At 70.2% G+C, this 25,506-nt stretch carries 21 protein-coding genes; 6 read left to right on the forward strand and 15 right to left on the reverse strand.

Annotated features, from left to right (window positions below):
- Window positions 1-155: 155 nt before the first annotated feature.
- The 3 genes from OG251_RS09885 to OG251_RS09895 all read left to right on the forward strand — a co-directional run bounded on the left by OG251_RS09885 (window position 156) and on the right by OG251_RS09895 (window position 3,198).
- Window positions 156-1,481 carry a DUF2252 domain-containing protein gene (locus OG251_RS09885; RefSeq protein ID WP_326676805.1) on the forward strand — a complete coding sequence of 442 codons (1,326 nt, stop codon included), beginning with the start codon at window positions 156-158 and terminating at the stop codon, window positions 1,479-1,481.
- Window positions 1,482-1,596: 115 nt separating this feature from the next.
- Window positions 1,597-2,322, forward strand: a complete 726-nt coding sequence (locus OG251_RS09890; protein WP_326676806.1) for a hypothetical protein — start codon at window positions 1,597-1,599, stop codon at window positions 2,320-2,322.
- Between the two features lie 60 nt (window positions 2,323-2,382).
- Complete coding sequence (locus OG251_RS09895) at window positions 2,383-3,198, forward strand: DsbA family protein (protein ID WP_326676807.1); 816 nt, start codon at window positions 2,383-2,385, stop codon at window positions 3,196-3,198.
- Between the two features lie 121 nt (window positions 3,199-3,319).
- On the opposite strand, the gene OG251_RS09900 is transcribed toward OG251_RS09895, so the two are convergent.
- Window positions 3,320-3,889 carry a dienelactone hydrolase family protein gene (locus OG251_RS09900; protein ID WP_326676808.1) on the reverse strand — a complete coding sequence of 190 codons (570 nt, stop codon included), beginning with the start codon at window positions 3,887-3,889 and terminating at the stop codon, window positions 3,320-3,322.
- Window positions 3,890-3,934: 45 nt separating this feature from the next.
- Here OG251_RS09900 and OG251_RS09905 point away from each other — a divergent pair, with 45 nt between their 5' ends.
- Window positions 3,935-5,086 carry a mechanosensitive ion channel family protein gene (locus OG251_RS09905; RefSeq protein ID WP_326681202.1) on the forward strand — a complete coding sequence of 384 codons (1,152 nt, stop codon included), beginning with the start codon at window positions 3,935-3,937 and terminating at the stop codon, window positions 5,084-5,086.
- A gap of 205 nt (window positions 5,087-5,291) precedes the next feature.
- Here OG251_RS09905 and OG251_RS09910 read toward each other — a convergent pair whose 3' ends face one another.
- Entirely contained in the window at window positions 5,292-6,878 is a 1,587-nt protein-coding gene (locus tag OG251_RS09910; protein ID WP_326676809.1) for a Na+/H+ antiporter, read from the reverse strand.
- Between the two features lie 237 nt (window positions 6,879-7,115).
- Between OG251_RS09910 and OG251_RS09915 the strand changes: the two genes are divergently transcribed.
- Window positions 7,116-9,431, forward strand: coding sequence for a glycosyl hydrolase family 95 catalytic domain-containing protein (locus tag OG251_RS09915; RefSeq protein ID WP_326676810.1), 2,316 nt, complete (start codon window positions 7,116-7,118; stop codon window positions 9,429-9,431).
- A gap of 15 nt (window positions 9,432-9,446) precedes the next feature.
- Here the strand turns inward: OG251_RS09915 and OG251_RS09920 are convergent, their stop codons facing one another.
- From OG251_RS09920 to OG251_RS09935, 4 genes are read right to left on the reverse strand one after another with little or no spacing between them, the layout of a single operon-like run.
- On the reverse strand, window positions 9,447-9,923 hold the full coding sequence (locus tag OG251_RS09920; protein WP_326676811.1) for a GNAT family N-acetyltransferase: 477 nt from the start codon (window positions 9,921-9,923) through the stop codon (window positions 9,447-9,449).
- Window positions 9,920-10,861 (reverse strand): RluA family pseudouridine synthase, encoded by a 942-nt coding sequence (locus tag OG251_RS09925; RefSeq protein WP_326676812.1) that lies wholly within the window; start codon window positions 10,859-10,861, stop codon window positions 9,920-9,922. Before OG251_RS09925 ends, OG251_RS09920 begins: the two co-directional genes overlap by 4 nt.
- Window positions 10,862-10,884: 23 nt before the next feature.
- The gene (gene lspA / locus OG251_RS09930) at window positions 10,885-11,553 is read right to left on the reverse strand and encodes a signal peptidase II (protein WP_326676813.1); all 669 of its coding nucleotides are present in this window, start codon (window positions 11,551-11,553) and stop codon (window positions 10,885-10,887) included.
- Between the two features lie 58 nt (window positions 11,554-11,611).
- Entirely contained in the window at window positions 11,612-12,382 is a 771-nt protein-coding gene (locus tag OG251_RS09935; RefSeq protein ID WP_326676814.1) for a TraR/DksA family transcriptional regulator, read from the reverse strand.
- Between the two features lie 537 nt (window positions 12,383-12,919).
- Between OG251_RS09935 and ileS the strand changes: the two genes are divergently transcribed.
- Complete coding sequence (ileS, locus tag OG251_RS09940; RefSeq protein ID WP_326676815.1) at window positions 12,920-16,069, forward strand: isoleucine--tRNA ligase; 3,150 nt, start codon at window positions 12,920-12,922, stop codon at window positions 16,067-16,069.
- Window positions 16,070-16,789: 720 nt separating this feature from the next.
- On the opposite strand, the gene OG251_RS09945 is transcribed toward ileS, so the two are convergent.
- The 9 genes from OG251_RS09945 to ftsW all read right to left on the reverse strand — a co-directional run bounded on the left by OG251_RS09945 (window position 16,790) and on the right by ftsW (window position 25,485).
- Window positions 16,790-17,938, reverse strand: coding sequence for a DivIVA domain-containing protein (locus OG251_RS09945; RefSeq protein ID WP_326676816.1), 1,149 nt, complete (start codon window positions 17,936-17,938; stop codon window positions 16,790-16,792).
- Between the two features lie 49 nt (window positions 17,939-17,987).
- Window positions 17,988-18,272, reverse strand: a complete 285-nt coding sequence (locus tag OG251_RS09950; protein WP_073725276.1) for a YggT family protein — start codon at window positions 18,270-18,272, stop codon at window positions 17,988-17,990.
- 89 nt (window positions 18,273-18,361) lie between these two features.
- A complete protein-coding gene (locus tag OG251_RS09955; RefSeq protein ID WP_073725275.1) occupies window positions 18,362-18,985 on the reverse strand; it encodes a cell division protein SepF in 624 nt (207 codons plus the stop codon).
- 125 nt (window positions 18,986-19,110) lie between these two features.
- Window positions 19,111-19,830: a YggS family pyridoxal phosphate-dependent enzyme gene (locus OG251_RS09960; RefSeq protein WP_326676817.1), complete on the reverse strand. Its 720-nt coding sequence runs from the start codon at window positions 19,828-19,830 to the stop codon at window positions 19,111-19,113.
- Between the two features lie 6 nt (window positions 19,831-19,836).
- Entirely contained in the window at window positions 19,837-20,595 is a 759-nt protein-coding gene (pgeF, locus tag OG251_RS09965) for a peptidoglycan editing factor PgeF (RefSeq protein ID WP_326676818.1), read from the reverse strand.
- A complete protein-coding gene (ftsZ, locus tag OG251_RS09970; protein ID WP_326676819.1) occupies window positions 20,592-21,806 on the reverse strand; it encodes a cell division protein FtsZ in 1,215 nt (404 codons plus the stop codon). The genes pgeF and ftsZ overlap by 4 nt, the downstream gene beginning before the upstream one ends.
- 276 nt (window positions 21,807-22,082) lie before the next feature.
- Complete coding sequence (locus OG251_RS09975; protein WP_326676820.1) at window positions 22,083-22,877, reverse strand: cell division protein FtsQ/DivIB; 795 nt, start codon at window positions 22,875-22,877, stop codon at window positions 22,083-22,085.
- A gap of 49 nt (window positions 22,878-22,926) precedes the next feature.
- On the reverse strand, window positions 22,927-24,021 hold the full coding sequence (gene murG / locus OG251_RS09980) for an undecaprenyldiphospho-muramoylpentapeptide beta-N-acetylglucosaminyltransferase (protein ID WP_073725270.1): 1,095 nt from the start codon (window positions 24,019-24,021) through the stop codon (window positions 22,927-22,929).
- Window positions 24,022-24,027: 6 nt separating this feature from the next.
- The gene (gene ftsW, locus OG251_RS09985; RefSeq protein ID WP_326676821.1) at window positions 24,028-25,485 is read right to left on the reverse strand and encodes a putative lipid II flippase FtsW; all 1,458 of its coding nucleotides are present in this window, start codon (window positions 25,483-25,485) and stop codon (window positions 24,028-24,030) included.
- Window positions 25,486-25,506: the final 21 nt, after the last annotated feature.

A 25,506-nucleotide genomic window follows, 5' to 3' on the forward strand; every position in this document is an offset into this window, starting at 1 on the left:
GGGGGACAGCGTGGAAGTCTACGTCCTGGTGGTGACGGACGAGGGGCACTCCCGGGTACGGTCGCGCGTTGTAGAGGCTGGGACGCCTGTCCTTTTTGTCATGTCCTCAGTCACGCTTTCAGTCATGTACGTCCGGTACCAGGAGGCACCAAGAAATGTCGGAAACGCAGACCGGCGCAGCGCAGCGCGGGGAGCAGATTCTCGCCGTTTTCGACACCGCTTTCGGTGAGCTGCTGGCCGCCGACCCCGCGGCCTTCCGGGTCAAGTTCCGCAAGATGGCGGGCTCGGCCTTCGCCTTCTACCGGGGCACGGCATGCCTGTTCTACGGCGACCTGGAGCGCGAGCAGCACAGCGGCCAGTACCTGGACGAGCGCACCGGCCGGGTCTGGATCCACGGCGATCTGCACGCGGAGAATTTCGGCACGTACATGGACGCCAACGGCCGGCTGATCTTCAACGTGAACGACTTCGACGAGGCGTATGTGGGCCCCTTCACCTGGGACCTCAAGCGCTTCGCCGCCTCCGTCGCCCTGATCGGTTACGCGAAGGCGCTGGGCGACGACCAGATCAGCGAGCTGGTACGGGTGTACGCCGCCGCCTACCGCGAGCGGATCCACGCGCTGGCGACGGGCGCGAAGAACGACGAGCTGCCGCCGTTCACGCTGGACACCGCCGAGGGTCCGCTGCTGGACGCGCTGCGTGACGCCCGCTCGCTGACCCGGTTCTCGCTGCTGGACTCGATGACGGAGATCCGGGACTTCGAGCGGCGGTTCGCCGCCGGTGGCGGGGCGATCGACCTGGACGCGGCGACCCGCTACAAGGTGCTGTCCGCGTTCGACGGCTATCTGGAGACGCTGCCGGAGTCGAGCCTGACCCGCCCCGACTCCTACCGGGTGAAGGACGTCGTGGGCCGGCGGGGCATCGGGATCGGCTCGGCCGGGCTGCCCTCGTACAACATCCTCCTGGAGGGCAACAGCGACGCCCTGGAGAACGATGTGGTGATCTACCTCAAGCAGGCGCAGACCCCGGCGGTCTCCCGGCACATCACCGACGTGGCCGTGCGGGACTACTTCCAGCACGAGGGGCACCGCACCGTCATCTCGCAGCGCGCGCTCCAGGCGCACGCCGACCCGTGGCTCGGCTGGACCGAGCTGGACGGCGCGGGCCAGCTGGTCGCCGAGGTGTCGCCGTACGCGGTCGATCTGGACTGGTCCGACATCGACGAGCCGGAGGAGATCGCGGCGGTCGTCGCGGATCTCGGCCGGGCGACGGCGACGATGCACTCGGCGGCGGACGACGAGAGCGGACACTCGCTGGTGCCGTTCTCCACGGAGCGGGCGATCGACGCGGCCATCGCGGCCGACGAGGAGGGCTTCGCGGAGCTGCTGGTCGACTTCGCCCACAGTTACGGGGCCCGCGCCCGCACCGACCACCAGATCTTCGTGGACCTCTTCCGCAACGGCCGTATCCCCGGTCTGTAGGGCGGTTCGCCGGCCGGGGCCGGGGCGGGCCGATCCGGCCCGTTCACCGGGCCGGGCCAGCAGGTCCAGCCCGTTTAGGGGTCGTTTACAGGTACACATGACACACTCTCGGGCGATGGACATCTCAGGGACGCAATTCAGGGTGGTGCGCGCGGCGCTTTTCACAGCGCTCGTCGTCACCCTGTCCTCGGCGTCCCATGTACTGCTCTCCCGGGTCCCGCTGCCCCTGAGCGTGGTCGCGATGCTGGCCTGCCTCGTCTTCGCCACCGCGTACGCGCTGGCGGGCCGGGAGCGTGGCTTCGGGGCGATCGCGGGGCTGCTCGTGCCGCTGGAGCTGGCCGCCGACACCGTCTTCACCACCGGTCAGCACCTCTGTTACGGGGCGGCCGGCGGGCCCATCGCGGGTCCGCTGCGTTCCGTGGGCGTCGATGTGCTGTGCGGCGGCGAGAGCGGCGCGGGCGGCTCGCAGCTGGCGGGCGTCGGCGCGGTGGGCACCCCGCTGGCCGGGGTGACCGGTGCCGGGGACCGGGCGGCCGCCCTGCTGGCGCAGCCGGGGCCCGCGGTGCCGTGGCTGCTGCTCGCCGCCCATGTGACCGTCGGGCTGCTCGCCGCCGCCTGGCTGCGGCACGGGGAGTCGGCGCTCGCGGGGCTGCTGCGCGCGGTGGCCGCCCTGGCCTTCCGGCCGCTGCTGACCGCCGTCGCCGCGGTGGGCCACTCGGGCCGGCCCGCGCCCCGGGGCCCGCGCCCCGCCGGACGCCCGCATCCGCTCTTCCCGGCCCGTCTCCTCGTGCACTCCGTGGGACGGAGGGGACCGCCGCTGCCGGCCCGTGTCACCGCCTGAGCGTGTGACACGTACCCGCACAGCCCCCCGCACATCACCACGTATCCACGGAGAACGATCATGAGCAAGCGCAACACCCAGGCCAACAAGGCAGCGGCCCGCGACCGGCTGCGCGCCGAGCGGGAACGCCAGGCGAAGAAGGACAAAGCCCGCAAGCAGATCGTCGTCGGTGTGTCGGTGGTCGCCGCCCTGGCCGTCATCGGCGGCATCAGCTACGGCGTGATGCAGCTGAACAAGCCCGACGGCTGGAAGGCCGCCGCGGACGCGAAGAACGTGACCGCCCCGAAGAACACCTCGGGCGACGACGGCACGACCGTGGTCATCGGCAAGTCGACCGCCAAGAAGACCCTTGAGCTGTACGAGGACTCGCGCTGCCCGATCTGCGCCACGTTCGAGCAGGAGATCGGCGAGACCGTCGCCAAGGACGTCGACGCCGGCAAGTACAAGATCAAGTACGTCGGTGCGACCTTCATCGACAACTCCGACAACGGCGAGGGCTCCAAGAACGCCCTCAGTGCCCTGGGCGCCGCGCTCGACGTGAGCCCCGAGGCGTTCCTGGACTACAAGGCCGCGCTCTACTCCGCCAAGTTCCACCCGGAGGAGCGTGACGACAAGTTCGCCAAGGACAGCTTCCTGATCGAGGTGGCGGACTCGGTGGACGCGCTGAAGGGCAACAAGGCGTTCCAGAAGAACGTCGAGGACGGCACGTACGACGCCTGGGCGATGAAGATGTCCAAGGCGTTCGACAAGAGCGGGGTGAAGGGCACGCCCACGCTGAAGATGGACGGCAAGCCCGTCACGGCGGAGGGCAGCGAGAACGCCCCGATGACCGTGGCCGACTTCACCGCCGCGGTCGACAAGGCGCTCAAGGCGTAACCGCGTCACCAAGTCACCAAGTCACCGCGTCACCGATGACAGCAGGGCCCCGCACCCGAGGTGCGGGGCCCTGTCGTGTGTCCGGAGCGTCCGGCGCGCCTGCGGCGCGCGAGCGACGCGTCTACAGCGTGGCGAGGAAACCGAGCGCGACCTTCCAGGTCTGCTCCGCCGCCGCCTCGTCGTAGTCGTGCAGATCCGGGTCGGTGAACAGATGCCCGGCGCCCGGGTAGCGGTAGACCTCCACATCGGCACCGGTCCGCTGCATCTGGAGGTACCAGCTGTTCAGCCAGTCGTGCGACTCGAAGGGATCGGGGTCGGCGACATGCAGCTGTACGGGCAGCTCGTTCACGGAAGCGTTCTCCGCGATGTCCGACGTGCCGTGCAGCAGGAGCAGTCCGCGGGCCTTCTCGTCGCCGAGCGCCAGGGTCTGCGCGGTGGCCGCCCCCAGGGAGAAGCCCGCGTACACGAGCCCCTGGTCGGAGTAGGGCGCCGCGGCCAGCACGGCGCGCCTGAGCAGCTCGTCCTTGCCCACCTGCTCCTTGAAAGCCATGCCTTCCTCCACCGTGTCAAAGGTGTGCCCCTCGAACAGATCGGGCACCCGCACCTCATGGCCGGCGGTCCGGAGCCGGTCGGCCGCGGCGTGCACAGCGGGCCGCAGCCCGTAGGTCGAGTGGAAAAGCATGATGTTCATGAGGCCATGGTGCCAGCTATGTCCCAGAGCTTGGAGGACGAGGCAATGGAGTACGTCCTGCGCCCGCTGATCATCGTCGGCGGTTCCGTGGTGATCACCCTGCTGGTCGGCTGGCTGGTCGATCTGCTGCTGCGGCGGGCCGACAGCCGCCACCACGACACCCCCCTGTGGGGTCTGCTGCGCCGGTGCCGGCTCCCCGTACAGCTGGTGCTCTGCACCGCGCTGCTGAGAGCCACCTTCGTACACACCCGGCTCGGCCCGGTGAACGATCACCGGGCCGGTATCGGCCAGGTCCTCACGCTGGTGCTGATCGCCGCGTCGGCGTGGCTGGTGGTACGGGTCGCGGCGACGGTCATCGAGGCGTCGTACGCGCGCTACGCCGCGGCCACCCGTGATCCGGCCCGGGTGCGCCGGGTGCGTACGCAGGTGACGCTGATCCAGCGCGTGGTGACCGCCGTCGTGGCGACCGTCGCCGTCGCGGCGATGCTGCTGACGTTCCCCGCGATGCGGACGGTCGGCACCTCGATGCTCGCTTCCGCGGGTGTGCTGGGCATCGTCGCGGGTGTCGCCGCCCAGTCCACGCTCGGCAACCTCTTCGCCGGGCTGCAGATCGCGTTCGGGGACATGGTGCGGATCGGCGACACGGTGGTGGTGGACGGCGAGTGGGGCACCGTCGAGGAGATCACGCTGACCTTCCTCGCGGTACGGACCTGGGACGAGCGGCGGATCACGATGCCCGTCTCGTACTTCACCAGCAAGCCGTTCGAGAACTGGTCGCGCGGCGGGGTCCAGATGACCGGGACGGTCTTCCTCCACCTCGACCACTCGGCGCCGGTGGCCGCGATGCGCGAACAGCTGCGCGACATCCTCGGTGAGTGCGCCGCGTGGGACGGCCGTGACTGGTCGCTCGCGGTCACCGACACCACCCCGTCGACGATCCAGGTGCGGGCCGTGGTCACGGCGAAGGACGCGGACGACATCTGGACGGTCCGCTGCGCGGTGCGGGAGCAGCTGGTCGGCTGGCTGCGGGACCACCATCCGTACGCGCTGCCGCGGATCGCCACCTCCCCCGCGGTGCTTCCGCCGGGCGAGCAGTGGGCGGAGCTGACCGGGGCCGCAGGGGGGACCGGCGGCAACGGCAGCGGTCCCGGTGCGGGGAGCGGCGACAGCAGGGCCCCGCGGACAGGACGCGGCTGACACCCGCGGAGCACGCCCCCTCACCCCCGCGCTCCCGCCGGACGTCCCCGTCGTGCGGCGCACCCCCGCTCGCCCCGGACCTCCCCGTAGCGCGGTGCGCCCCCGCTCGCCCCGGACCTACCCGTCGTGCGCTGCACCCCCGCGCTCCCGGGACATCTCCGTCAGGTGCCGCGCGCCCCGCGCCTCCGCCGCGCTCCGGCGCGCCTCAGCGCAGGCTGCGTACGTCCAGGTAGCGCAGCACCCGGTCGACCACCTCGGGGTCGGCGCCCGGTTCACTGCGCGCGGAGAGCACCGCGTGGCGGGCGGCCGACATCATCTCGCGCTGGACGCGGCTGACCGCCCTGAACCGGTCCGCGCGCTTCGCGTACGCCTCGCGCCGCTCCTCGTCGACCATGTCCGGGCTGATCCGCGCCCCGATGTCGTACGCCGCGCGCTGCAGCCGCTCGATGACGTCCTCCGGGAAGTCCTCGACCTCCTGGATCTCCTTGAGCCGGTACTTGGCGGCTTTGGCGGCGCGGATCGCGAGGTCCCGCTCCAGGGCCCGCTCGGCGTCCGTGTCGGCGCGCACGCCGAGCTTGCGCACCAGCCAGGGCAGTGTGAGCCCCTGGAAGACGAGGGTCGCCATGATGACGGCGAACGCGATGAAGATGATCTCGTCGCGGCCGGGGAACGGCTTCCCGTCGTCCGTCTCCAGCGGGATCGCCAGCGCCAGCGCGACCGAGGCCACCCCGCGCATCCCGGCCCACCACATGACGACGGTCTCCCGCCAACTGGTGGGGATCTCCTCGCTGACGTCCCGCCGTTTGTGCAGCCGCTTGGCGAGCCAGGTCGCGGGCAGCAGCCACAGCAGCCGTACGCCGACGACCACCACGACGATCGCGAGGCCCCAGCCCACCATCTCCAGTTCGCGCCCGTCGGCCGTGCCGAAGACGCTGTGGAGTTCGAGGCCGATCAGTCCGAAGGCGACACCGGTGACAAGGGTGTCGACAATCTCCCAGAAGGTACGTCCGGTGAGACGTCCGAGGACGTCGTCGGCGTCCGCGGTGTGCTCGGCGAGGAAGAGCGCCGTGGTCAGGACGGCCAGCACGCCCGACCCCATCAGCTCCTCGGCGAGGACGTAACTCACGAAGGGCACGAGCAGGGAGAGGCCGACCTGAAGGGTGGCGTCCCCCAGGATGCCCATCAGTTTGATGGTGAGCCAGCCGAGCGCGAGTCCGACGGCCACCGCGACGACGGCGGACAGGATCAGCAGCCCGAAGGCCTCGGGCAGCGAGAAGGTCCCGCTCACCGCGGCGGCGATCGCCACGTGGTAGAGCACGATCGCGGTCACGTCGTTGAACAGCCCCTCGCCCTCCAGGATCGAGACCAGCCTGCGCGGCAGCCCGACCGAACCCGCGACGGCCGTCGCGGCGACCGGGTCGGGCGGGGCGACGAGCGCGCCGAGGGCGACCGCGGCGGCGATGGGCAGTCCGGGGACGATCGAGTTGGCGACCGCGGCGACCGCGGCCGTGGTGACGAACACCAGCGCCACGGCCAGCAGAAAGATCGGTCGTCTGTTGGCGGCGAACTGCCGCCAGGAGGTGCGCTGCACGGAGGCGTAGAGCAGCGGCGGCAACAGCGCGGGAAGGATGATCTCCGGCGGGATGTCGACATTCGGCACGAAGCTGGTGAACGCCATCGCGATCCCGGCGAGCGTCATCAGCACCGGCGCCGGGAGGCCCAGCCGCTCCCCCAACGGCACCGTGACCACGGCTCCGAGCAGGAGCAGGAGCAGCAGTGCCATTTGATCCACGATGTGCCTTCCGGGCGTGCGCAGTCGAGCGGTGATCGGTCGATCGGGGCTTCCACCCTGCCATGCAATGCCTGCAAATCAGGCAACACCCCCCTCCGGCCGTCCTCTTGGCGCCACATTCCTCCGATGTCTTTGCCGTCGCGCCTCTTCCGCCGACCTGGCGAGGGGGGCATTATGCGGCGGGCACGGTTCAGGAACACGAACCACCGCCACGTACATGACCGGCAGGAGAGACCCATGACCGAGTTCTCCCGAAGGCGCTTCGTCTCCACCACGGCCGCCGGAACCACCGCGCTCTGGCTCGCCGGCTCCCGTACCGCCTGGGCGTCACCGCCCGCCGGCGCGGTCGGCCCGGCCTCCTCGGACCCGTACGAGAACAGCGTCCGTGCGGCGGCCATGACCTGGCGGCGGCTCCCCACGGGCTGGCAGGAGGCCCCGTTCCTGGCCAACGGCCACCTGGGCGCCCTGCTGTACGCGGGCGCGACTCCGAACACCCTGAAGCTGATGCTGAGCCACAGTCAGGTACAGGACCAGCGCGGACAGTGGCGCGGCGGCATCGGCTTCTCCCGGCTTCCCGTCGGGTACTTCACGCTCACGCTCGCCGGGGAGATCACGGCCGTCGACTGGACACTCGACCTGTACGACGCGGAGCTGCGCGGCACCGTCACCACCACCCGCGGCAGCCTCGCGTTCTGCGCCCTCATCCACAACGACACCGGTGCGCTGCTGCTCTCCACCCGGCCGACGGCGGGCGAGGAGGCCGCCGCCTGGACCTTCCAGTGGCTGCCCGCCGCCACCACCCGTACCAGCGGCAGGCCCGCGGACTACACCCCCAACCCGGCCCCGCGGGTGGGCGACGGCTTCGTCGAGCAGCCGCTGCTCGCGGGCGGCGGCTGGACCACCGCCTGGCGCGAGCGCCGCGAGGGCACCGGACGGCTGCTCGCCGCGCACCTCGTGTACCGCTTCCCCGGCGAGCCGGCCGAGGCGACCTCGGCCGCGCTGCGGGCCGTGGACCGCACCCTCGCCACCGACCCGGACCGGCTGGTGGACCGCCACCGCGGCTGGTGGCACGCCTACTACCGGCGCAGCTTCCTGTCCGTACCGGACAAGCGGCTGCAGAGTTTCTACGTCACCCAGCTCTACAAGCTCGCCTCGGCGACCCGCGCCCGGGGCCCGGTCATCTCCGAGTGGGGCCCCTGGTTCCCGGAGGTCGGGAACAACTGGACCGCGGTCTGGTGGAACCTCAACGTCCAGATCGGCATGGCGCCGGTCCACGGCTCCAACCACCCCGAACTCGACTCGGTGACCCACGCCTTGCGCCGCTTCGAGCACCACCTGCCCGCCTCCGTCCCGGCCGCGTACCGCGACGGGGAGAGCTACGCCCTCGGCCACCCCTCCGACTGGCAGCTGCGCGCGGGCGACACCTACGACGTCGGAATACCGGGCTCGGACCGGATCTCCGACAACTTCGGGAACCTCACCTGGGCCCTGCACCACGTCTGGCTGGCCTACCGGCACTCGATGGACCCGGCCGTCCTGCGCGACGTGGTGTATCCGATCCTCGCGAAGGCGATCACGTTCTACGCCCACTTCCTGCGCGAGGGCTCCGACGGCCGGCTGCATCTGCTCACCACCCGCTCCCCCGAGTACGCCGACGCCGCGGACTGCACGTACGACCTCTCGCTCATCCGCTGGGGCGTGCGCACGCTCATCGGGTCGGCGGAGCTGCTGCGCCACGACGACCCCCGGCTGGGGCGCTGGCGGGACATCGGCCGGCGTCTCGCCCCGTACGCCGAGGACCCGGCGGCCGGAGTCATGATCGGCAAGGATGTGCCGCTCGCCGCGTCGCACCGCCACCACTCCCATCTGCTCTGGCTCCACCCCCTGCGCGAGCGGAACTGGGACCGGGCGCCGGACCGGGCCGTCATGCGGCGCAGCATGGACCACTGGGTGTCCATGCGGGAGCTGTGGCACGGGTACAGCTACGCCACGGCGTCGTCCATGTACTCCGTGATGGACGAGCCGGAGAAGGCGCTCGACTTCCTGACCTTCTTCACCGACCTGAACGTGGTCGCCGACTGCGCGATGACGGTGAACACGATGTACCGGGAGGGCCGCAACCTCGCCCTGGAGAGCCCGCTGTCCGCCGCCCAGTCGATGCTCGACATGGTGGTGCAGGGACACGACGGGGTGGTGAAGGTCTTTCCGTCCCTCTCGCGGCGGTGGGCGGACGCGTCGATCGCCTCACTGCGCACCCAGGGCGCGTTCCTGGTGGACGCGGACCGCTCGGGCGGTCTCACCCGCTGGGTACGGGTACGCAGCGAGGCGGGCGCGCCGCTGACGCTGGAGCACTCGGTGGAGGGCGAGATCGACGTACGGGACGGGCGCGGGCACCCGGTGCGCCGGCGGGAGACCGGCCCCGGCCGGATCACCCTGGACGTGCCGCGCGGGGGCACCGTGCTGATCACCCCGCGCACCTCGCGCCGCCCGGAGACCGGTCCGCGCGAGGTGCCGTCGAACGGCGCGTGGACGCGCTGGGGTCTGCCGGACTGAGGTGCGGAGCTCCGCTCAGAGCGTGCGGCGCATCGCCCGGTGGGCGATGCCCGCGTCCGGGAACTCGGGGCCGTAGGCCACATACCCGAGCCGCTCGTAGAAACCGAGGGCATGGGTCTGGGCGTGCAGATCGACGGCGCCCAGGCCCAGCGTGCGCGCCTGGTCCTCGATGGCGCGCACCAGTGCGGCGCCGACGCCGAGCCCGCGTGCCGTCCGGGTCACGGCGAGCCTGCCGAGCGCGCCGACCGTGAGGTCACCGCCGGTCCGGTCCGCCGCGGCGGCGCCGTGCAGCAGCCGTCCCGTACCGAGCGCCGAGCCGTCCGCCGCGAGGGCCAGGACATGCACCGCGTCCGCGTCGTGGGCGTCGTACTCGATCTCCTCGGGCACCTGCTGCTCACCGACGAAGACGTCCTTGCGGACCTGGAAGCAGGCAGCCAGTTCGCCGTCGTCGAGAGCCCTGCGGGTGGTGTACGGGGCGGGAGCGGTGGTCACTCGCTCTCCGCCACGATCGTGTCGAGGGCCTGCTGGAGGTCGTCCGGGTAGCCGCTGGAGAACTCCACCCAGCTGCCGTCGGAGGGGTGCTCGAAACCGAGGCGCACGGCGTGCAGCCACTGCCGGGTCAGGCCGAGGCGCTTGGCCAGGGTCGGGTCGGCACCGTAGGTGAGGTCCCCGACGCAGGGGTGGCGGTGGGCCGACATGTGCACCCGGATCTGGTGGGTGCGACCCGTCTCCAGCTTGATGTCGAGGAGGCTCGCGGCCCGGTACGCCTCGATCAGGTCGTAGTGCGTGATGGACGGCTTGCCCTCGGCCGTGACCGCCCACTTGTAGTCGTGGTTGGGGTGGCGGCCGATGGGGGCGTCGATGGTGCCGCTCATCGGGTCCGGGTGGCCCTGCACGAGCGCGTGGTACTTCTTCTCGACGACCCGGTCGCGGAACTGGGCCTTGAGCAGGGTGTAGGCGCGCTCCGACTTGGCGACGACCATCAGCCCCGAGGTGCCGACGTCCAGGCGGTGCACGATGCCCTGGCGCTCGGCGGCACCGGAGGTCGAGATCCGGTATCCGGCCGCCGCAAGACCGCCGATGACCGTGGTCCCGGTCCAGCCGGGGCTCGGGTGGGCGGCGACGCCGACCGGCTTCACGATCACGACGATGTCGTCGTCGTCGTGCACGATCTCCATGCCCTCGACGGGCTCGGCGACGATCTGGACCGGAGCGGGTGCCTGCGGCATCTCCACTTCCAGCCAGGCGCCACCGTGCACCCGCTCGGACTTCCCGGCCACCGCACCGTCCACCTGGACCTTCCCGGCGGCGGCCAGCTCTGCGGCCTTGGTGCGGGAGAAACCGAACATCCGGGAGATGGCGGCGTCGACACGCTCGCCTTCCAGGCCATCGGGTACGGGCAGGGTGCGGATCTCGGGATGCGTACTCACCTGTCGAGTATGCCTTGCGCCTGCTAGTCCTTGTGCACGGTGCCGTCGGGGTCAAGCCCCTTGAAGGAAAGGATCACGATCAGGATGCCGCCGCAGACGATCGCGGAGTCGGCGAGGTTGAAGACCGCGAAGTGCGCGGGAGCGATGAAGTCGACCACCGCGCCCTTGAACACGCCGGGCGCACGGAAGATGCGGTCGGTGAGATTACCCAGCGCACCGCCGAGCAGCAGTCCCAGCGCGATGGCCCACGGCAGGCTGTAGAGCTTGCGGGCGAGCCGGGCGATGACCACGATCACACCGGCTGCGATCACGGTGAAGATCACCGTGAACGCCTCGCCGATCCCGAACGCGGCACCCGCGTTCCGGATGGCGCTGAGCTTCAGCCAGTCGCCGAAGATCTCGATGGGCTCCTGGTGCTCCAGCTTCGCGACCACGATCATCTTGGTGGTCAGGTCCAGCAGATAGGCGACGACCGCCACGGCGAAGAGGGCCAGGATCTTCCGCCTGCCCCTGTCCGTGGCCGTGCTGCCGCCGGGGCCGTCGCCCTCGACCGTGCTCCCGGCCGGGCCTTCGACCGCGCTTCCCGTCGAGCCCACGACCGTGCCGTCGGCGGCCTTCGGGGGCTCGGCCCCGTCGGCCCCCGCTGCATCAGGGATATCCGGCGTACCGATGATGCGCTCCGCCTCTGCCACGTGAGTCCCTCAACCTAGGTGCCTGACTGAGGACGAGGGTACGACACACCCCGGCGGATCAGCCGCGTCGCTCCTGCTTCTGTTTGTCCTCCACACACAGGGTGGCCCGGGGAAATGCCTGCATCCGTGCCTTCCCGATCGGTTTGCCGCAGATCTCGCAGAGCCCGTACGTCCCCGCCTCCAGCCGGGCCAGGGCCCGCTCGGTCTGCTCCAGCATCTCCTGGGCGTTGGCGGCGAGCGACAGCTCGTGCTCGCGGGTGATGTTCTTCGTTCCGGTGTCCGCCTCGTCGTCACCCGCGCCGTCGCCGGAGTCCCGCATCAGTCCGGCCAGCGCGGCCCCCGATGCCTCCAGCTCGCTCCGCAGCCGCATGACCTCGCTGGTCAGCTCCGTGCGCGCCTCGGTGACCTCCTCGGGCGTCCACGGGTCCTCCCCGGGCCGTACCGCCAGCTCGCCGGGGGCTGTCGCAGCGGCGGCGCGGGCCTGCGGCACCGCCGCCGCCCCCTTTCCGGCAGCTGTGGTCCGACCCGCGCTCTTCTTGGCTACCACCGTGGTGGCTCCCGTCTGCTCGGCGGCCTGGGCCGCCCCCATGGCCGCCGCTGCGGCCTTCTTCGAAGCCTTCTTGACCGCGCTCTTCTTCGCCGGCGCCTTCTTTGCCGCCGTCTTCCTGCCCGCCGCAGCCCCGGCCGCGGTCTTCTTCGCCGCCGCCTTCTTCGCCGGGGCCTTCTTCGCGGCCGCCTTCTTCGCCGCCTTCTCGGCCGGTGGCGTCCTGGCGGCCTCCTTCTCGGCCACGGTCTCCACGGTCTCTTTCGCCGTCTTCTTCGCCACCATGGCCGCGGCCCCTTCACATATTGTGATCTTGCACGCGAATCGTGCTGGGACGATAAATCGACCCCAGCTCCGCGGCAACGGGGCACGCCGCCGTTCGCCCCTCCCTGTGCCCAGGTCGAGGCGCGCTTGCCTCCGTTGTGCCCAGCTCCCCGCCCGGTAATCCGTTCCCGCCCCGGACCGGAAAGTCCGTCCGCCCCCCTCTGGCCATTCGGGTCATGCCCGGGGGCGGCGGTTGAACCGGTCGGCCGTCGCCCGTACGGGCCCGTACACTGGCCTCAGCGAGAGGCATGGATGGGACGAGTAGCGTCGTACGCAGCCAGCAGCGACCCGGGGACGGTGGGAGCCCGGGGGCGAGCGCGTCGTGAAGATCACCCGGAGCCGTCGGAAGAACGCCGCAAGGCCAGTAGACCCGGCATCGCGACCCCAATGAGGGGGCCAAGGGCACACGCCCGGGGCCAAGGAGGGTGGTACCGCGGGAGCGACATGCTCTCGTCCCTCCGACGGAAGTGGAAAACGTCCGCCGGAGGAAGCCCGCACATGACATCGCCGCAGTACCGCCAGGTACCCGCCCAGATCGACCTGCCCGCGCTGGAGCACGCCGTGCTCGACTTCTGGCGCGAGAGCAAGGTCTTCGCCAAGAGCCTCGAACAGTCCGAGGGCCGCCCCGAGTGGGTCTTCTACGAGGGCCCGCCCACCGCCAACGGCATGCCCGGCGCGCACCACATCGAGGCCCGCGTCTTCAAGGACGTCTTCCCCCGCTTCCGCACCATGCAGGGCTACCACGTCGGCCGCAAGGCCGGCTGGGACTGCCACGGCCTGCCGGTCGAGCTCGCGGTCGAGAAGGAACTGGGCTTCAACGGCAAGAACGACATCGAGGCGTACGGCATCGCCGAGTTCAACGCCAAGTGCCGCGAGTCCGTGACCCGGCACACCGACGCCTTCGCCGAGCTGACGACCCGGATGGGGTACTGGGTCGACCTGGACGACGCGTACCGCACGATGGACCCCGAGTACATCGACTCCGTGTGGTGGTCGCTGAAGGAGATCTTCAACAAGGACCTGCTGGTCCAGGACCACCGGGTCGCCCCCTGGTGCCCGCGGTGCGGCACCGGGCTCTCCGACCACGAGCTGGCCCAGGGCTACGAGACGGTCGTCGACCCGTCGGTCTTCGTACGCTTCCCGCTGACGAGCGGCCCGCTGGCCGGCGAGGCCGCGCTCCTGGTCTGGACGACCACGCCCTGGACCCTGGTCTCCAACACCGCCGTCGCCGTGCACCCCGAGGTCACCTACGTCGTCGCGACGAACGGCGAGGAGAAGCTCGTCGTCGCGCGGCCCCTGCTGGAGAAGGCCCTCGGCGAGGGCTGGGAGACCACCGGCGAGTCCTTCACCGGCGCCGAGATGGAGCGCTGGACCTACGAGCGCCCGTTCACCCTGCTCGACTTCCCGGCCGAGGCCCACTACGTCGTCAACGCCGACTACGTGACCACCGAGGACGGTACGGGTCTGGTCCACCAGTCCCCCGCCTTCGGCGCCGACGACCTCGTCGTCTGCCGCTCCTACGGGCTCCCGGTCGTGAACCCGGTCCGCCCCGACGGGACCTTCGAGGAAGACCTGCCGCTGATCGGCGGCGTCTTCTTCAAGAAGGCCGACGAAGCGCTCACCGAGGACCTGGCCGCCCGCGGCAAGCTGTTCCGCCACGTCCCGTACGAGCACAGCTACCCGCACTGCTGGCGCTGCCACACCGCGCTGCTCTACTACGCGCAGCCGTCCTGGTACATCCGTACGACCGCGATCAAGGACCGGCTCCTCGAAGAGAACGAGAACACCAACTGGTTCCCCGAGTCGGTCAAGAACGGCCGCTTCGGCGACTGGCTGAACAACAACGTCGACTGGGCGCTGTCCCGCAACCGCTACTGGGGCACGCCGCTGCCCATCTGGCGCTGCGAGGACAACCACCTCACTTGTGTCGGCTCGCGCGCCGAGCTCGGTGAGCTGACCGGCACGGACCGGACGGACCTGGACCCGCACCGTCCGTTCATCGACGAGATCACGTTCACCTGCTCGCACGAGAACTGCCAGCTGGAGGCGTACCGCGTCCCCGAGGTCATCGACGCCTGGTACGACGCCGGTTCGATGCCGTTCGCGCAGTGGGGCTACCCGTACAAGAACAAGGAGATCTTCGAGAGCCGCTACCCGGCGCAGTTCATCTCGGAGGCCATCGACCAGACCCGCGGCTGGTTCTACACGCTCATGGCCGTGGGCACGCTGGTCTTCGACAAGTCGTCGTACGAGAACGTGGTGTGCCTCGGCCACATCCTCGCCGAGGACGGCCGCAAGATGTCCAAGCACCTGGGCAACATCCTCCAGCCCATCCCGCTGATGGACCAGCACGGTGCCGACGCGGTGCGCTGGTTCATGGCGGCGGGCGGCTCCCCGTGGGCGGCGCGGCGCGTGGGGCACGACACCATCCAGGAGGTCGTCCGCAAGACCCTCCTCACGTACTGGAACACGGTCGCCTTCCAGGCCCTGTACGCCCGTACGTCGAACTGGGCCCCCTCCTCCGCCGACCCGGCACCGGCGGACCGCACGGTCCTGGACCGCTGGCTGCTCAGCGAACTCCACGCACTGGTGGACCAGGTCACCCAGGCGCTGGACGGTTACGACACCCAGCGCGCCGGCAAGCTGCTCTCCTCTTTCGTGGACGACCTGTCCAACTGGTACGTCCGCCGCTCGCGCCGCCGCTTCTGGCAGGGCGACAAGGCGGCGCTGCGCACGCTGCACGAGGTCATCGAGACGGTGACCCGGCTGATGGCACCGCTGACCCCGTTCATCACGGAGCGGGTCTGGCAGGACCTGATCGTGCCGGTCGGCCCGGACGCCCCGGAGTCGGTGCACCTCTCCACCTGGCCGAAGCCGGACCTGGCGGCGATCGACCCCGCGCTGTCCACGCAGATGGCGCTGGTGCGCCGCCTGGTGGAGCTGGGCCGGGCCACCCGCGCCGAGTCGGGCGTCAAGACCCGCCAGCCGCTGTCCCGTGCCCTGGTGGGCGCCACCGGCTTCGAGACCCTCTCCCCCGAACTCCGCGCCCAGATCACCGAGGAGCTGAACGTCACCTCGCTGGCCTCCCTCTCGGACGTCGGCGGCTCGCTCGTCGACACGACGGCGAAGGCCAACTTCCGTGCCCTGGGCAAGCGGTTCGGCAAGGGCGTCCAGGCAGTGGCCAAGGCCGTCGCCGACACGGACGCGGCCGCGCTCTCCCTGGCCCTGCGCGAGGGTACGGCGTCGGTCGAGGTGGACGGCGAGAAGGTCACCCTCTCCCCCGACGAGGTGATCATCACCGAGACACCGCGTGAGGGCTGGTCGGTGGCCTCCGACTCGGGCGCCACGGTCGCCCTGGACCTGGAGATCACCCCGGAACTGCGGCGCGCGGGCCTGGCCCGTGACGCGATCCGCCTGATCCAGGAGGCCCGCAAGAACAGCGGCCTGGACGTGGCGGACCGGATCGCGGTGCGCTGGACGTCCACGTCCCCCGCCACGGTGGAGGCCCTGACCGAGCACGCGCCGCTGATCCAGGACGAGGTCCTGGCCCTGGACTACGCGCAGGCCGAGGCGGACGACACGTACGGCACCCCGTTCGAGGACGAGGGCCTGTCCCTCACCTTCCGCCTCCGCAAGACGGAGCAGTAACCCCAGAGCCCCACCCCGAAGGGCCCGCCCGGACCACCCCCGGCCGGGCCCTTCCCCATCCCCACCCCGCCCGACAATCAAGGGCACACCTCACCCACCCGGCACTTAGGGACACCCCCACCCGGCACTTGAGGACACGCCCACCCCGCCCCGCACCCCAACCCGCCCGGCACTTGCGGACGCATCCCAGCCCGTCCCGCACCCCAACGCGCCCGGCGCTTGAGGACACATCCCAGCCCGTCCCGCGCCCTCGCCCCGCCCGGCACTTGAGCGCGCATTTCAGCCGGATTGGCTCCCCCACCCTGCCCCTCGCCTGAGCGCGCATTTCACCCCGCCCCGCACCCCAAGCCCGCCCCGCACCTGGCCCCACCTCCAAGCCCATCCCGCACCCCAGCCCCGCCCGGCACTTGAGGGCGCCCATTTCAGCCCGATTGGCTCCCCCACCCCGCCCCACACCCCCAGCCCGCCCGGCGATTGAGGGCGCTTTTCAGCCCGTCCGGCGATTGAGGACCGGGGCCTGGGGCAGCGCCCCAGTTTCGGGAAGGGGCGGGTAGGGGACAGGCCCGCCGCAGGCGCCCCACCCCACCCGCACCCCCGCCCCACCCCACGCACACCCCACACACCCCACACCCACCCACGACAAAGGGCCGGGCCCCGGGGAAACCCCAGGACCCGACCCTCAGCCTGCCGACGGCTACGCGCTCAGCGAGCGCAAACCGCTCAGTTGTCGTCCTCGTCGATCAGGAACCCACGCATCGGCGAAGGCGCCTGCTGCATCGGCTGCGGCGCCTGCGGCCGCACCGGTGCCATCGGCTGCGTCATCGCGGGCGACATCTGCTGCTGGCCACCGTACGAAGGCGCACCGCCCATGGACGCGTTGGCGCCCATCTGCTGGCTGTTGTGCCCGCCGTGGTTGCCACCACCCATGGGGTGACCCATGGCTCCCGCACCGGCCGGAGCCAGCGAGGGCGACGGCGGCAGCGAGGCCGTCGCCGGGGTCCGCGGCGGAGCCAGCGAGTCGTCGGCCTGGGTCTCCAGCTGACGCAGCTGGCTCTCCAGGTAGGACTTCAGACGGGTCCGGTACTCGCGCTCGAAGCCCCGCAGGTCCTCGACCTTGCGCTCCAGCGTCGCGCGGGCCGACTCCAGCGAGCCCATCGCCACGCGGTGCTTCTCCTGCGCGTCCCGCTCCAGCGCGTCGGCCTTGGCACGCGCGTCGCGCTCCAGGCCCTCGGCACGGCTGCGCGCCTCGCCGACGATCTTGTTGGCCTCGGAACGGGCCTCCGCGATCGCCTGGTCGGCGGTCTGCTGTGCGAGCGAGAGGACACGGGCGGCACTGTCGCCACCGGGGCCCTGACCGGGCTGCTGCATCTGCGGCTGCTGCTGCTGTTGCATCTGCTGCATCTGCTGCTGCTGGGCGTGACCGCCCATGGGGCCGCCCATCGGGCCACCCATGGGACCGCCCTGCATCGGTCCGGGGCCGTGCGGGCCCTGCGGACCGGGACCGTGGCCACCCTGGGGGCCATGGCCACTGGGACCGGCGGGCAGCTGCGGCGCGCCACCGGGCAGTTGGGGCGGACCCATCTGCGGGGGCTGCTGCTGCACCGGCGGACCGGATATGGCGGCGGGAACGGGCGCACCGGGCCGGTCCTGCGGCTCCGGCTTGCGCATGCCCTGCTGCTGCTGGTTCTGCGCGGCGGCACGCGTCGCGGCGGCCAGCTTGGCGCGCAGGTCCTCGTTCTCACGGAGCAGACGGGTCAGCTCCGATTCGACCTCGTCGAGGAAGGCATCGACCTCGTCCTCGTCATAGCCTTCTCGGAGGCGGACGGTCGTGAACTGCTTGTTCCGCACGTCCTCGGGGGTCAGCGGCATCTCTTCTTCACCTCTACGTAGTCGTCGGCAGTCGGCAAGACCGTATCGCTCACAACCTGACCACAACTCGGATCAGGATGTAGACGATGATCATCAGAACGAAGAAGGACAGGTCGAGTGCCACGCCCCCGAGACGCAGCGGCGGAATGAACCGCCGCAGAAGCTTGAGCGGTGGATCGGTGACAGTGTAGGTGGCCTCAAGAACGACCACCATCGCCTTGCCGGGTTGCCATGAACGTGCGAACTGGAAGACATAGTCCATGACCAGCCGGAAGATCAGCACGATGAGGAAACACATCAGCGCGATATAGACCACATCCCGTGCGACGCCCATTCCCGCGCTTCCCTCTCCCCTGGCTCTCGTAGCTCCGGCCTCTCGGCCGGCACCGGCCTCGCGGCCGGGTTGTTCCCGGTGTCGTGTTCTCAGCTCTGGTTGAAGAATCCGCCCTCTGCGATACGGGCCTTGTCCTCCGCCGTGACATCGACGTTAGCAGGCGACAACAGGAACACCTTCTGCGTCACGCGCTCAATGCTGCCATGGAGACCGAAGACGAGTCCTGCGGCAAAGTCGACAAGTCGCTTCGCATCCGTGTCGTCCATCTCCGTGAGATTCATGATCACCGGAGTGCCCTCACGGAAGTGTTCCCCGATGGTACGGGCCTCGTTGTAGGTCCTGGGGTGAAGCGTGGTGATGCGGTAAGGCTCCCGCTCGGACACAACCTTGGGCATGATCACCGGTGCGTTCTTCTCCATGTTCGGGCGTTCAGGTGTGATGGACGCCACGGGGGCGATTCGGGCGGGTCGTCCGCTTTCGGCGGGGAGCTGAACCGGCTCGCGCTGCGCGGGTGGTTGCACCACTCGCACCGGTTCGTCCCGTTCGCGCTCGCGCTCCCGCTCCACCTGGTGCGCGGGTTGATGCCGCCGCCGGTCCCGCTCGGGCTCCGGCTCGGGTTCGAATTCATCGTCGGGGTCGAACCCCGGACCGTCGTACCCATCGTCCTCCACGAGGCCGAGGTAGACCGCCATCTTGCGCATCGCGCCGGCCATGCTCTGAGTCCTCCGCTCTGTGGTGGATCGGCATTCGTCACCAAGTGCCCGCGATCCACTGTGGTCTGCCCGTTCGGAGCGGGAATGACCATATTTTCTGCTGTGGTCCGACTTGCTTCGCGACGTTACCCGAGCCTGGGTCGGACTCCGAGTACCGCCGTACCGACGCGTACATGTGTCGCTCCGGCCGCTACCGCGTCCTCGAGGTCCGCACTCATCCCCGCGGAGACCATGGTGGCAGCCGGACGGTCGGAGCGCAGGCGGGATGCGAATTCCATCAGCCGGTCGAAAGCGGCCCGTTGCCGCCCCGCGTACGGACCGGCGAGCGGCGCGACCGTCATCAGACCGCCGAGCCGGAGCCCCGGCGCGGCGTCCACCGCGGCGGCCAACTCCTCGATCGCGTCCGGCGCGACACCGCCGCGCTCACCGCGTTCGCCGCTGTCCGCGTCCAGGGCGACCTGGATGAGGCAGTCGAGTTCGCGTTCGCCGCGCACCGCGGCCGCGGACAGGGATGTGACCAACTTGGCACGGTCCACCGACTGCACGACATCGGCATAACTCGCCACAGAACGAACCTTGTTCGTCTGCAATTGTCCGACAAAGTGCCACGTCAGCGACAGATCCGCACAAGCGGCGGCTTTGGGTGCCGCGTCCTGATCGCGATTCTCCGCGACGTGACGCACACCGAGTTCGTGCAAGATCCGCACATCGCTCGCGGGATAGGTCTTCGTGACCACAATGAGGGTCACTTCTTCCCTTTTACGACCGGCTGTTGCACAAGCGGAAGCAATACGTTCCTCCACCTGTGCCAGATTTTCGGCTAGTTGCGCCCTACGTTCCGTCATGCCCTATCAGTCCAACCAGACATATCCGGCGAGCCGCCCCGTGGTGCGGTCGCGGCGGTACGAGAAATGGTCGCCCGATTCCAGGGTGCAGAACGGGGAGCTGTGCCGGTCGCTCACGCCGAGGGCGTCGAGCTGGGCATGCACTCCGGCGGTGACATCCACGGCCGGTGTTCCCCAACTGGTCTCGGACCAGGAGGCGGGAACGGTCTCCGCGACCTCCGCCCGCATACCCTCGGGGACTTCGTAGCACCGCCCGCACACGGCCGGGCCGGTGTGCGCGGTGATACGGGAAGGTTCGGCGCCGAGACCGATCATGGCCTCGATCGCGGCCGGTACGACTCCGGCGACCAGACCGGGCCGCCCCGCGTGCGCCGCCGCGACGACTCCGGCGACCGGGTCGGCGAGCAGAACGGGCGTGCAGTCGGCGGTGAGAACCGCGAGCGGGACCCCGCGACGGGCGGTCACCACCGCGTCCACGGCCGGGATTTCCGGGGTCTCGCCCCAGGGTCCGTCGACCACGGCCACGTCCCGCCCGTGCACCTGGTTCATCCAGACGACCTGCGCCGGGTCGAGACCGAGGTGACGGGCGGCGCGCTCGCGGTTCGCGCGTACGGCGGCGGGGTCGTCTCCGACCGCGCCGCCGAGGTTGAGCTCCTCGTACGGAGCGGCGCTCACTCCGCCCCACCTGTCGGTGAAGGCGAAGTGCGCGCGATCCGCGGAGGCCACCGCGTGAACCGCGGGTACTGCGTGACGCCGGCCTATCACTTCAAGAAATCCGGTACATCCAGCTCTTCGGCCTGGGTGTCCTGGTAGGGACGGGCCGGCGGGACGTGCGGAGCGGAGACCGGCGGAAGCTGGCTCTCGCTCGATGCCGGGGTGGGCTCGGCCTGGGCCGGGGCCTCCTCGCGCAGCGGCAGGGATCCCAGTCCGCTGGTCTGGCGCACGGGCTCGGCGGCCCGTACCGGCGCGGCCGGCTCCTCGCGCTTGCTGGAGTTGGCCCCCAGGACGTTCTCGCGACGGGCGGGCGGCTGCCCGCCGTCGAAGCCCGCGGCGATCACGGTGACCCGTACCTCGTCGCCCAACGCGTCGTCGATGACGGCGCCGAAGATGATGTTCGCCTCGGGGTGCGCCGCCTCGCTCACCAGCTGGGCGGCCTCGTTGATCTCGAAGAGACCGAGGTCGCTGCCGCCGGAGATGGAGAGCAGGACACCACGGGCGCCGTCGATGGACGCCTCCAGGAGCGGCGAGGAGATCGCCATCTCCGCGGCGGCCACCGCGCGGTCGTCCCCGCGGGCCGAACCGATCCCCATGAGCGCCGATCCCGCCTCGGACATGACCGACTTGACGTCGGCGAAGTCGAGGTTGATCAGACCGGGGGTGGTGATGAGGTCGGTGATGCCCTGGACACCCGAGAGCAGTACCTGGTCGGCCGACTTGAACGCGTCGAGCACACTGACCTGGCGGTCCGAGATGGACAGCAGTCGGTCATTGGGAATGACGATGAGGGTGTCGACCTCTTCGCGGAGTTCGGCGATGCCGTCCTCCGCCTGGTTCGCGCGTCGCCGGCCCTCGAAAGTGAACGGGCGGGTGACCACACCGATCGTCAGGGCGCCGAGCGAGCGCGCGATGTTGGCGACGACGGGTGCGCCGCCGGTGCCGGTGCCGCCGCCTTCTCCGGCGGTGACGAAGACCATGTCGGCCCCCTTGAGGACCTCCTCGATCTCCTCACGGTGGTCCTCTGCCGCCTTGCGACCGACGGCCGGGTTTGCCCCGGCGCCGAGGCCACGGGTGAGTTCACGGCCGACGTCGAGCTTGACGTCGGCGTCGCTCATCAACAGGGCTTGCGCATCAGTGTTGATCGCGATGAACTCGACGCCCTTGAGACCGACCTCGATCATTCGGTTGATGGCATTGACACCACCGCCGCCGACACCGATGACCTTGATGACTGCGAGGTAGTTCTGCGGTGCTGCCACGTCGAAGGCCTCTCGCCTCGAGTTACGTGTCGCCGCTTCACGGGATTCCCGTGGCGACGACGGATGCCGATGGGGACGGTCCGAACGCCGACCCAAACCCTAACGTTCAAGTTTAGGGTTACCAGTGTGTCCGCTTCTTGGACTCTTCCGAACAGGACACTAAGTCGACAAGTGGCGCACGTTCAACGAACACGCCGAACCTCCCGTTTTTCTTTTCACCCTATGTGATCACCCGTGTCGATGACCAACCAGGGTGCTGGCCAGGCCAAATGTGCGTCAACTCACCGAAACCGCAGGGGCGGTGGGCGCACTGACGTCGAAGTGCCCCGCTTTGGGAGAGGCTTTCATGAGAGCGGCGAGGACTCTCGCCTTCACCGCGCCCTCTTCACCACTGCCCCAGGCCACCACGCGCCCCCGGGTCAGCTCCAAGGAGATCGAGTCGTACGAGGTGACCCGTACGACCCTGGTGTCCTTGGAAACGTTCTCCGGAAGATCGCCCGCGACCCGGACCGCTTCCCGCAACAGACGGTCACTGCCGAAGCGGCGCAGACTCGCTGACTGATCAGGTGTCAATTTCAGCAGAGGTACGCCCCGGGGCGCTTTGTCCACCGTCGCGAAGCGCACGCCTTTCGCGTCCACTTCAATGAACTTTGCGCCCTTTTTCACCAACAGGACCGGCTTTCGTTCGGTCACTTTAAGGCCGATGCCGTGCGGCCATGACCGTACGACATCCACTCTGTCGATACGAGACAACTTCTGGCGCAACCTGTTCTCCATGGCGCCCGTGTCCACGGAAATCAGCGGAGCCCCGATCGGCACCGCCGCCGCCCGCTCCACCTCGGCACGGGTCAGCACGCCGACGCCGGTGGTGCTCACGCGCTCCACCCGCAGCCAGGACGATCCGTAGAGCACCCAGACGACGCCCGCGGTGAGCAGCGCCGCCGCGACGGCGATCAGGATCAGCAGTGTACGGCGGCTCGGCCGGCGCCTCTCGGTGCCAATGTGCGGCGGGCGGGCCGGGGTGTCCGCCCGCTTGCCCGCACCGCGCTGGGCGGTCGTCCCTCCGGCCACGCTCGCTCCTTCACCGGACCCGGGGCGCGCGCCCCGGGTCCGCACCGCCTCACGCCTGGCGGCGTGCGGCAATCGCTTCGTACACCATGCCGACGAGCAGGTCGTCGGCATCGCGCCGGCCGAACTCGGCGGCGGCGCGCGACATCTCGTACAGCCGGTGCGGATCGGACAGCACCGGAAGGACGTTGCCCTGCACCCACTCGGGGGTGAGCGCCGCGTCGTCCACCAGCAGGCCGCCGCCCGCGTTGACCACCGGCTGGGCGTTGAGCCGCTGTTCGCCGTTGCCGATGGGCAGCGGGACGTAGGCGGCGGGAAGCCCGACGGCGGAGAGTTCGGCGACGGTCATCGCGCCCGCGCGGCAGAGCATCATGTCGGCCGCCGCGTACGCGAGGTCCATCCGGCTCACATACGGTACCGGGATATAGGGCGGCATTCCGGGCATGTTGTCGATACGCGGCAATTCATTCTTCGGGCCGACCACATGAAGGATCTGGATTCCGGAGCGCTGGAGCAGCGGCGCGACGCGCTGGACCACCTCGTTGAGGTGCCGGGCGCCCTGCGAGCCGCCGGAGACCAGCAGCGTCGGCAGGTTGGGGTCCAGGCCGAAGGCGGCACGCGCCTCGGGGCGGACCCGGGCACGGTCCAGGGTGGCGATGGTGCGGCGCAGCGGGATGCCGATGTAGCGGGCGCCCCGCAGCTTGCTGTCCGGGGTGGAGACGGCGACGCCGTGCGCGTACCGCGAACCGATCTTGTTGGCCAGGCCAGGACGGGCGTTGGCCTCGTGGACGACGATCGGCACTCCGGCGCGTTTGGCCGCGAGGTAGCCGGGCAGGGCGACGTAGCCGCCGAAGCCGACCACGCAGTCCGCCTTGGTGCGCTCCAGGATCTGCTCGGCGGCCTTGATCGTGCCGCGCAGCCGTCCCGGGACGGTGATCAGTTCGGGGGTGGGTTTGCGCGGCAGCGGTACGGCCGGGATGAGCGCCAGTTCGTACCCCCGCTCGGGTACGAGCCTGGTCTCAAGTCCGCGTTCCGTGCCGAGGGCAGTGATTCCCACGGTCGGGTCCTGCCTGCGCAGGGCGTCTGCGAGGGCAAGCGCGGGCTCGATGTGGCCAGCGGTCCCCCCGCCGGCGAGTACGACATGCACCGAAATTCACCGCTCTCCGGACGGACGCTTCTTGACGCGCCGTCTCATCGTCTTCCATCTCACCCCGGGCCTCCGCATGGCCAGGGCCGCCTTCGTGGCGGGATCATCTCGCGCGAAGGCGATCATCAGCCCGACAGCGAACATGGTCGGCAGCAGAGCCGACCCTCCGTAGGAGAACAGCGGGAGCGGGACCCCGGCGATCGGCAGCAGACCGAGCACCGCACCGATGTTGATCACAGCCTGCGCCGTGATCCAGGTGGTCACACCTCCCGCGGCGTACCTCACGAAGGGGTCCTCCGTGCGTCCGGCCACGCGGATACCCGCATAGCCTAGAGCCGCGAACAGGGCGAGCACCGACAGCGTCCCCGCCAACCCCAGTTCCTCACCGGTGATCGCGAAGATGAAGTCGGTGTGTGGTTCGGGCAGTTGACCCCATTTTTCCACACTCGCCCCCAGCCCGGAACCGAACCATCCGCCGGATGCCAGCGCGTAGATTCCGTGGACGGCCTGCCAGCAGGAGGCGTCCGGGCCGGGATCGCTGAACGCCGTGCATTCGAGCCGGGCCATCCGGTTCGGGCTGGTCTTGATCAGCAGGAATCCGATGACCCCGGCGAAGGCGAGTACCCCCGCGAACAGCCGGGTCGGCGCACCGGCCAGCCAGAGCAGGCCGAACAGGATCGCGGTGAGAATGATCGCAGTTCCCATGTCGCCGCCGAGCATGATCAGCCCGAGCAGCATGAAGGCGACCGGGACGACCGGGACGAGCATGTGCTTCCACTGCGTCAGCAGCCGCTTGTCCTGTTTGCGGGCCAGCAGATCGGCGCCCCACAGGATGAGTGCGAGCTTGCCGAACTCGCTGGGCTGGAGCTGGAAGGGGCCGCCCAGATAGATCCAGTTCTGGTTGCCGTTGACCGACATCCCTATCCCCGGCACCTGGACCAGCACCATGAGGAAGACCGTGCCCATGAGCAGGGGGTAGGCGAGCGCCCGGTGGAGCTTCACCGGCATCTTCGCGGCGATCAGCATCAGTCCGGCACCGATGACCGCGGCGAGGAACTGCTTGCGGAAGAAGTAGGTGGCGGGCCGGTCGATGTCCAGCGCCTTGATCATCGAGGCGGAGTAGACCATCACGAGCCCGAGCACGGTGATCAGGAGGCTGGAGCCCAGGATCAGGTAGTACGCCGTCAGGGGCCGGTCCCAGGCCCGGCGTGCCTGCTCGTACAGCCGGCGCGGACCGCCGCCGCGCGGTGTCCGGGTGCCGCCGGGGCCACGGCCGCCGCCACGGGGCGCCGGGGGCCGCCGGGAGCCGGTGGCCAGCCGCCCGCGCAGGGCGAGGCCCCCGGGCAGCGGGGCGCCCGCGGGGGCGGGCGGGGCAAGGAGGCGCGGGGTGAGCGCCCGGCTGAGCGCCCCGCCCGCACGGGAGCGGTCCGGTCCGCGCACGGCGGAACTCTCGTCGGCCGGCATTGTCGCTGTCCCCTCCACTGC

Origin of the sequence: Streptomyces sp. NBC_01237 (assembly GCF_035917275.1) — a bacterium.
GTDB lineage: Bacteria > Actinomycetota > Actinomycetes > Streptomycetales > Streptomycetaceae > Streptomyces.

Bases quoted from the DNA above. Each gene is read 5' to 3' on its own strand.
- OG251_RS09950 (WP_073725276.1), bottom strand. From the start codon at position 18,272: ATGGGCGTCGCACGGGATGTGGTCTATATCGCGCTGATGTGTTTCCTC.
- OG251_RS09960 (WP_326676817.1), bottom strand. From the start codon at position 19,830: ATGACGGAACGTAGGGCGCAACTAGCCGAAAATCTGGCACAGGTGGAG.
- OG251_RS09885 (WP_326676805.1), top strand. From the start codon at position 156: ATGTCGGAAACGCAGACCGGCGCAGCGCAGCGCGGGGAGCAGATTCTC.
- ftsW (WP_326676821.1), bottom strand. From the start codon at position 25,485: ATGCCGGCCGACGAGAGTTCCGCCGTGCGCGGACCGGACCGCTCCCGT.
- OG251_RS09905 (WP_326681202.1), top strand. From the start codon at position 3,935: ATGGAGTACGTCCTGCGCCCGCTGATCATCGTCGGCGGTTCCGTGGTG.
- OG251_RS09900 (WP_326676808.1), bottom strand. From the start codon at position 3,889: ATGAACATCATGCTTTTCCACTCGACCTACGGGCTGCGGCCCGCTGTG.
- OG251_RS09895 (WP_326676807.1), top strand. From the start codon at position 2,383: ATGAGCAAGCGCAACACCCAGGCCAACAAGGCAGCGGCCCGCGACCGG.
- ileS (WP_326676815.1), top strand. From the start codon at position 12,920: ATGACATCGCCGCAGTACCGCCAGGTACCCGCCCAGATCGACCTGCCC.
- OG251_RS09915 (WP_326676810.1), top strand. From the start codon at position 7,116: ATGACCGAGTTCTCCCGAAGGCGCTTCGTCTCCACCACGGCCGCCGGA.
- OG251_RS09935 (WP_326676814.1), bottom strand. From the start codon at position 12,382: ATGGTGGCGAAGAAGACGGCGAAAGAGACCGTGGAGACCGTGGCCGAG.
- OG251_RS09890 (WP_326676806.1), top strand. From the start codon at position 1,597: ATGGACATCTCAGGGACGCAATTCAGGGTGGTGCGCGCGGCGCTTTTC.
- OG251_RS09945 (WP_326676816.1), bottom strand. From the start codon at position 17,938: ATGCCGCTGACCCCCGAGGACGTGCGGAACAAGCAGTTCACGACCGTC.
- OG251_RS09955 (WP_073725275.1), bottom strand. From the start codon at position 18,985: ATGGCCGGCGCGATGCGCAAGATGGCGGTCTACCTCGGCCTCGTGGAG.